At 68.1% G+C, this 6,621-nt stretch carries 7 protein-coding genes and 1 pseudogene; 3 read left to right on the top strand and 5 right to left on the bottom strand.

Annotation, left to right across the window (positions count from 1 at the left end):
- Positions 1-709: 709 nt before the first annotated feature.
- From V6U90_RS32020 to V6U90_RS32030, 3 genes and pseudogenes are all read right to left on the bottom strand, one after another.
- Positions 710-1,091, bottom strand: a pseudogene (locus V6U90_RS32020) (amino acid transporter); the annotation flags it as partial.
- 99 nt (positions 1,092-1,190) lie between these two features.
- Positions 1,191-2,501 (bottom strand): NYN domain-containing protein, encoded by a 1,311-nt coding sequence (locus V6U90_RS32025; protein WP_334444695.1) that lies wholly within the window; start codon positions 2,499-2,501, stop codon positions 1,191-1,193.
- Positions 2,502-2,658: 157 nt separating this feature from the next.
- A complete protein-coding gene (locus V6U90_RS32030; RefSeq protein WP_334444697.1) occupies positions 2,659-3,051 on the bottom strand; it encodes a hypothetical protein in 393 nt (130 codons plus the stop codon).
- A gap of 594 nt (positions 3,052-3,645) precedes the next feature.
- Here V6U90_RS32030 and V6U90_RS32035 point away from each other — a divergent pair.
- A complete protein-coding gene (locus V6U90_RS32035) occupies positions 3,646-3,948 on the top strand; it encodes a hypothetical protein (RefSeq protein ID WP_334444699.1) in 303 nt (100 codons plus the stop codon).
- Positions 3,949-3,990: 42 nt separating this feature from the next.
- Here V6U90_RS32035 and V6U90_RS32040 read toward each other — a convergent pair whose 3' ends face one another.
- Entirely contained in the window at positions 3,991-4,353 is a 363-nt protein-coding gene (locus V6U90_RS32040) for a tyrosine-type recombinase/integrase (protein ID WP_334444701.1), read from the bottom strand.
- Positions 4,354-4,620: 267 nt separating this feature from the next.
- On the bottom strand, positions 4,621-4,923 hold the full coding sequence (locus V6U90_RS32045) for a metal-sensitive transcriptional regulator (RefSeq protein ID WP_334444703.1): 303 nt from the start codon (positions 4,921-4,923) through the stop codon (positions 4,621-4,623).
- A gap of 83 nt (positions 4,924-5,006) precedes the next feature.
- Here V6U90_RS32045 and V6U90_RS32050 point away from each other — a divergent pair, with 83 nt between their 5' ends.
- Both V6U90_RS32050 and V6U90_RS32055 read left to right on the top strand, forming a co-directional pair.
- The gene (locus V6U90_RS32050; protein WP_334444704.1) at positions 5,007-5,267 is read left to right on the top strand and encodes a heavy-metal-associated domain-containing protein; all 261 of its coding nucleotides are present in this window, start codon (positions 5,007-5,009) and stop codon (positions 5,265-5,267) included.
- 50 nt (positions 5,268-5,317) lie between these two features.
- Positions 5,318-6,607, top strand: coding sequence for an MFS transporter (locus tag V6U90_RS32055; protein ID WP_334444706.1), 1,290 nt, complete (start codon positions 5,318-5,320; stop codon positions 6,605-6,607).
- The last annotated feature ends 14 nt before the right edge of the window (positions 6,608-6,621 follow it).

The following is a 6,621-nucleotide window of genomic DNA, read 5'->3' on the forward strand; positions in this document are numbered from 1 at the left end:
GCTCACCCCGGCCAACCACTGACCACCTCAACAACCAAGATCAGCCGTTAACTTGACACTCCCGGCCATGGGCGCCCTCGGACTCGCGTCGCCGCCAAACCTGAGCACGTCACCTCCTGCTGGCCCAGCGGGCGGGTCTTCCCGTTCTTCTTCGGGATGTTGACCCGCCGCACGGGGCGGAAGCGATAGCGCTCGTGGCGGACCGCATCGATGATGCGTTCGATCTTCCGCAGAGACATGCCGTCCGCGGTTTCCTGCGTGACCCCGGGTGTCATCGCGCCGTGGTTGCGGCTTTCCCGCCTTCCCCGGCTGGTCGTGACTCCGGCGACTACTACGAGGCCTCCGTTGCCGTAGGGCTCGCCCGACAGGCAATCCAGCGTTCGTCTCTGTCGGATGTGAAAGCGCGACGTAGGCGCCCCACTCATCTCCTTGAACACCCTCGGTGGGCGTCGCCCCGCACTCCGAGGGTGCATCGGCCACGAACGACTCCGACGCAGAGCGCGGCACCGGTTCCAGATGCCCTTTCCGGCGGATGGGAACTTGCATCGACTGGAGATTAGGGTTCAGGCAATCCAGCTTTCGCCATATCACGCGGGTTGAGCCACGGCCGGATGAATCCTGACCGGGCGATCCTGAGGACGCCGGCCCACCCGACAGGATCCGCCGCCGCTCGTTCCTGCTTCAGATTCCCGTCGCGTCCGAGGACGTCACCCGCCCACGTGATGCCGGGACGGCGGGTCGGGTCCGGTTCGGCCTTACGGATGATCCTCTGCACCACCGGCGGCGTGTTACCCCGGCCGAGGAGGAGGTAACGCAGCAGGTGCGCGATCGGGTTGCCCTCGGACCATTCGAAGTGCGCGTGCGGACGCAGGCCGGTGGCGTCGCGCAGGGCCAGCAGGATCGCCGCGATGGCGTTCGGCGCGGCCGGGCTCTGCACCGAAGCACCCGGAATCCGTCTACCTCGACGCTACGCGGTGCAGCACGTCGCTGAAATCCGACGGGTCGATGACCTCGATCTCCAGGAACATCACGTCGGCGGCGCCGGGAACCGGGTTCATGACACGCTGCACGCGTTCCCTCGCCCGGTACTCCGCGCCGGTTGTTGCACGACTCGCACAGGCCGAACACGTACAGGCCGCCGGGTGACCGCTTGGTCAGGCCGGACGGTCGCTCGCCGCCTGTTGGACAGCCTACGAAGGGTTCTCCGTTCGGCCTGTGGGCTCGTCGCCGCCGTTCGATGGTGCGCCCAGCCAGGCTCGTACCGTCGTGATCTCGTCTTCAGAAAAGGTGATCTCCGTAGCTTCAGTACGGCCGAGGACGTTGCTTACGAAAGCTGCGCAGATCTCTGCGGCTGCCGGCGGCGGTTGGCGGTGCAACGGGCACCCGCCGAATGACGTGCCTCGCACAACGAACGCGACAGCGTTGCGGCTGACAGGTAATCCCTGATCGCGGAGCTGGTCTCGGGACCAACCAGTGCATTCGGTCAGGTTGAACCGGTGGGAACGGGCATAGTCGGCGAGGGTCTGATAGATCGCCGGCCATCCTGAAGCGGGCAATCGCGGCAGGTCAAGCTGATTAGCCAAGCGCTCGACGGGCTCCGGAAGCACGATGCGTTGCGGCGTGGCAGCGGCTGGCTCCCGAGCCGAGTGGCGACTGTCGTCCCACAAATAGTGCTGCGACACCCGTAGGTTGGGCAGCTTCAGGCTTGCAACCGCCCGGGCGAAACTGCCGAAACCAAACCAATTGCTGTCGGCAACCGACTGACCAAGCTGAGTCCGTAGCCTGGAAGCCAGCGAAGCCATGTTCATCGGCTCGGACGCCGCGTTGTACTCGCTGGTCATGACTGTTCGGAACGCCTCGTACGCCTCGCTCTGATCAGAGACAACGTCAGCAACAGGCTCGTCGAACTCGGCGTCCACCTCGCTGTCCGTTTCATCATCGACATCGACCGACTCGCCCTGGATCATTGCCAGCAACTGCTGGCTGTCGAGGACTCGATCGGCGATCGCGGTGAAGGCCTCAGCCGCGTCGGCCGGTGACACGATGGTGGTCCGTCGGTCGGAGCGGCGCAGTCGCTGCAGTAACGGCGTCATGTCGGAGTCGCCGGACGCAATGACGAACTCGTCGTACCGGGTGTCAGCTGACAAGGCGTCAACGGCATCGACGACGATCCTGATGTCGGCCGCGTTCTTCGTCCCGCTATAGCGAGGACAGTCGATGACATCGAAGCCAGCACGAACGAACCAAGGTCGGAACTTCGAGAAGTACAACCGGGCCTGATCTCCAGCCGAGTCAGTTTGATACACCCACCCGTTGGGGTTGAGGTAGCAGCGCAGGAGTAACCAGCGTCGCGGCGCATCCGTCGTGACTGTCGTCGACAACCGGCGCAGCCACGCCCCCGGATCGCTCGCGAACTGGACCGCCACCTCAGGGTCCAGCTTGTGAAGCCCGCTGAACACGTTGTCGAAGTCGAGGTAAAGCGCCGCTCGGACATGACTCACGAGCGCAACTTACCAACGCCGAGCACGTAGGCCGCGACACCCCTACTCGAGAGCCTGCTCACGGGCAACGCACCAGACCCGTTGGCCTTGCCCCCTGGGGGCAGGGTCTTCCCCACCCCGGTGGCCTGGTCCACTGCCGACCGGTGTGCGGTCAGTCTCAGGCGCGCTCTGCTTGCAGGGTTTCTTGCAGGTTCTGTAGCCACTGGCTGGCACCGACCGGGGTGAGGGCGCGCAGCGTCACCGGCATGTCGAGTACGTACAGGAAGGCGCGGTCCTGGTTGGCGGCGCGGTCGCCAGGACGGATGGCCCCCGGGACGGCGAACGCAACGGACTCCTCGGGGGTGCCGCTGAGCAGTCCCTCGACCGCCTCGAACGCGTACGGGCCGGACTGCCACTCGATCTCCCAGCTCCGTCCGCCATCCCCCGCCCACCAGTCCAGGGAGTGGGCGCCGTTGAGGGCCTGACTCTCCCGCAGGGCGTGCATGATCCGCCCCAGCACCTCGTAGGCTCGCGCCGGATTCTCGTAGAGCACCTGGTCCTTGTTTGCCATGGCCTGTTCAACGAGCGTGCCGGGGGTCAGGTCCGCCCTGACCCCAGGTAATCCTGGCGGTGATCGGGACGACCACCGGCTGATCCAGATGGTCAACCGGTTTGATTCGTCGGTGATTCGTCGGTGATCGGCCGGTGACTGCTCGCTGATCCGATCGGCCGGCTGAGCTGCGCGAACGCGGCGGTCACATCGGGCAAGGGCGGCTCCGTGGGTCTGGTGCGGGCGCGGGATCCGGCTGGTCGACGGGTCGCGCGGGACAAGGTGGCTCGGCGAGCGGATGCCGGCCAAGCCCGCCTCGGTGGTCGGCCTCACGTGTAGCCCTGATCGCCCAACCCTTGCCGTCCCCGCCGTAACCGGTGATCAGATGACACGGTTTGTGCAAGTATCAGCAGAAGCGATCACGGGAACGTCGGGAGTGGGACAGTGAGCAGCGGGGAAGCCGGCTGGCGCCCGTACCCGGGCGCCTACCGCGCTCCCACAGATCCTCCCCGGGTCGAGCCCGGCCGCATTGTTGGCCTAGGCGCCACCTGCGACCTCAGAAGGGCGTACCCCGAGGACGCGAGCACTCGGAGCTTCATCGTCAGTGAGTTCGCGATGCTGGAAGACGGCCGGCGCGTGCTCCTGCACGCGGAACGCGGGTTCACTCTCACCGCAAGATCAACCGGCGCCCCGGGCAATGGCGCTATCCCCCTCCACGAGACTCGGGACAGCCTCACTCAGGACGTTCTGACCGTCGTACTTCCCGATGACGAAGAGTGCGCAGAGGAACATCCCTGGTCATGGCTGGCCGAGCTAGCCCAGGCTCGCGGCCTGGCGGTGCCCGCTGACGACCTGCGAGGGCTTCCGTACGAAGTGGTCTTCACCGACGCGGTGTCCCGCTGGCTTACGCCCGGCTGAGGCCCGGCCGGGGGCAAGGCGGCCTTGCCCCCACCCAGGTCGTCAGCCGGTGATGTAGCCGGCGAGGGTGTAGGCCGGGGACCGGTCGAGGCGGGCCCCGCCGTGGTCGTAGCGGCGGGCGGTGCGGACATCGGCGTGACCGAGCTGGTCCTGGATGTCCTCCAGGCGGGCTCCGGCGTCACGGGAGAGGGTCGCGCAAGTGTGTGCCGCAAGCACGTGCGGCGACATCGTCACCGAGATCCCCGCCGTGCGGGCCAGACGCCGCAGCAACCGCCACACCGCGCCCCGGTCGAGCCGGCCGCCGCTGGCGGTGGCCACCAGCGGCCGGCGCGGCCGGGCACCGGGCGTCTGCGTCGGAAGCCGGTCGCCGGCCAGGTCGACCCGGCCGGCGAGATAGGCGTCCACGGCGGGTCACCGGCGGCGGGAGCACCACCAGGTGCGGCTGGTCGCCCTTGGCGGTGAACCGCAGCAGTCGGTGGCCACGGGCCTCGCCGAGCTGTTCCCGGTCAGCGCCGACGAGCTCTCCGACCCGCAATCCCCATGGTCGTTCCACGTCCTCGCCGTGGTGATCGAGACCCCTGGACCGACGTCTCGCCGACGTGACCGTCGACCACCTCGCCGCCGAGCACGGCTCCACCGCTTCGATGCCCTGACCGCCTCGGGTGGCGCGGCTCAGCCGCGCTTCACAAGCCGGCCGACGGCGGCCATCATCTCGGTAGCCATCTCGTCTGCGCGGCCCTGTGCGGTCCCTTCGCGCATGCAGTGCCGGGCGTGGTCGTCGAGCAGACCGAGGGCGACCTTGTCGAGTGCGGCCTGGATCGCCGAGACCTGGGTGAGCACGTCGATGCAGTACCGGTCGTCCTCGACCATCTTCCCGATCCCGCGCACCTGCCCCTCGACTCGCCGCAGCCGGGCGAGCAACTGGTCCTTGCTGGCGCTGTAGCCCCGGGCGGGAGAGGCGGCGGGTGCTGTCATACGACCAACCATAGCGAACCCCCGGGGGGTATGCTACGGTCCCCGAGTCCCTACCCCTACCGGGTACCTGTATAGGAGGATGTATGTGCACCACCTGTGACACCGACGCCCAAACCTTGCCGACGACCGACGAGGGTCGCGAGTTCGTGGTGGCCGGGATGTCCTGCCAGCCATGCGCCACCAAGGTGGGCGCCGCGGTCCGCGCGGTGCCCGGCGTCACCGACGTACGCGTCGACCTGGCGGCCGCGCGGATCACCGTCCTCGGCTCAGCCGACGAGAACCGGATCCGGGCCGCAGTCACCGACGCCGGCTACCGGATCACCGATCCCGAACCGTCCCGCTAGAAGCGACAGGCCCCGGCGGTAATGCCGCCGGGGCCGGAACAGGACTTGTCATGGCTACGTCGTCCCGGCGCTGGTGGGCCCTCGCGCTCATCGCGCTCGCACAGTTCATGGTCATCATGGACACCTCGATCATCGGGGTGGCCCTGCCCCGCATCCAGTCCGACCTCGGGTTCTCGCAGGAGAACCTGTCCTGGGTGTTCAACGCCTACGTGGTGGCATTCGGCGGGCTACTGCTGCTCGGCGGCCGGTTGTCGGACCTGTTCGGCGCCCGCCGGATGTTCGCCACCGGCTGGGTGGTCCTGCTGGTTGGATCGGCGCTGGCCGGCGTGGCCGGATCCGTCGCGGTCGAACTCGCCGGGCGCGCGGTGCAGGGCGCCGGTGCCGCGCTGATCGCCCCGTCCGCCTTGACGCTGCTGATGATGCTCTTCGGCGCCACCCCGAAGGAACTGACCAAGGCTCTGGCCCTGTACGGGGCCGCGGCACCCGCCGGCGGCACCGCCGGAGTCTTCCTCGGCGGCGTCATCACCGAATACCTGAGCTGGCCGTGGGTGTTCTACCTCAACGTCCCGATCGCGGTGTTGGCGTTGGCGGCCATCCCGGCTTTGATGCCCGCCGGTCAGCCCGGCGGCCGTGGCTCCGTCGACCTGGTCGGCGCGGCCACCGTGACCGCCGGTCTCGGCGCGGCCGTCTACGCCGTCGTCCGGGCGCCGGAGGTCGGCTGGGCCGACGCCCGGACCTGGCTGGTCCTTGCCGGCGCGGCGGTCCTGCTCGGCGTGTTCGTGGCGATCCAGGCCAAGCGTCGCCAGCCGTTGATGCGGCTGTCGATCCTGCGCACCCGCAACCTCGGCGCCGCGAACCTGGCGCAGTTGCTGCTCGGCGGCGCGTGGATCCCGATGTGGTTCTTCCTCAACCTCTACCTGCAACAGGTCCTCGGCTACCGGGCCTTCCCCAGCGGTGCAGCCCTGCTGCCGATGACCGTCCTCATCATGATCGGCATGATCGTCCTCGCCCCACGGGCGATCGGCCGGTTCGGCCCGAAGGCCATGACCGTCACCGGGCTGGCGATCCTCGCCCTCGGCATGGGATGGCTGTCTCTGATCCGCCCGAACGGCACCTTCTGGGTCGACGTGCTGCCCGCGTCGTTGGTCGCGGCGCTGGGCATGTCCCTGGCGTTCATCCCCTCCCTCGGTACGGCGCTGTCCAGCGCCCGACCGGAGGAGGGCGGCCTGGCCTCGGGCATCGTCAACACCAGCTACCAGGTCGGCTCCGCGCTCGGCCTAGGCCGTGTTTCGTATGGGCTGAAGGTGCCCGGTTGTGATGGATGTCCGGCGTGGTGGTGATCGGTAAAAGTTGA

The organism is Micromonospora sp. CPCC 206060, from assembly GCF_036906895.1.
Lineage (GTDB): Bacteria > Actinomycetota > Actinomycetes > Mycobacteriales > Micromonosporaceae > Micromonospora.